The 321-nt window shown below is 39.9% G+C and carries 1 protein-coding gene; it reads left to right on the top strand.

Translation table 11 applies throughout. The annotated features are described in order from the left end of the window. Positions 1 to 279, top strand: a 279-nt coding sequence (locus tag ACTF5Q_RS11805) for a histidinol dehydrogenase (protein WP_438954798.1), incomplete at its 5' end; no start/stop codon positions are given. Between the last annotated feature and the right edge of the window lie 42 nt (positions 280 to 321).

The raw sequence follows: 321 nt of genomic DNA on the forward strand, positions 1-321 counted from the left end.
TCTCGAACAAACGTAGCAAATTGTGATAAAGTAATTGGGACGAACCATACTTTACCAACAAAAAAAGCAGGTAGGTATACTGGTGGCTTATGGGTTGGTAAATTTCTAAAAACTCATAGTTACCAAAAAGTTCTAACTGACGAAGCAGCGGCACAAATTGGTGCTTATGGCTCAAGATTATGCTTGCTTGAGGGCTTTGTGGGTCATGCAGAGCAATGTAATTTACGCGTACGACGATATGGTGGTCAGAATGTGCCATACGGGGGCGCAGCTAAATGAATTCTGAAGAAAAATCAGAAAAATTAAAGCGTGTCTTATTAA

Origin of the sequence: Candidatus Salinivivens marinus (genome assembly GCF_965655845.1) — a bacterium.
GTDB lineage: Bacteria > Pseudomonadota > Alphaproteobacteria > Rhodobacterales > Rhodobacteraceae > Salinivivens > Salinivivens marinus.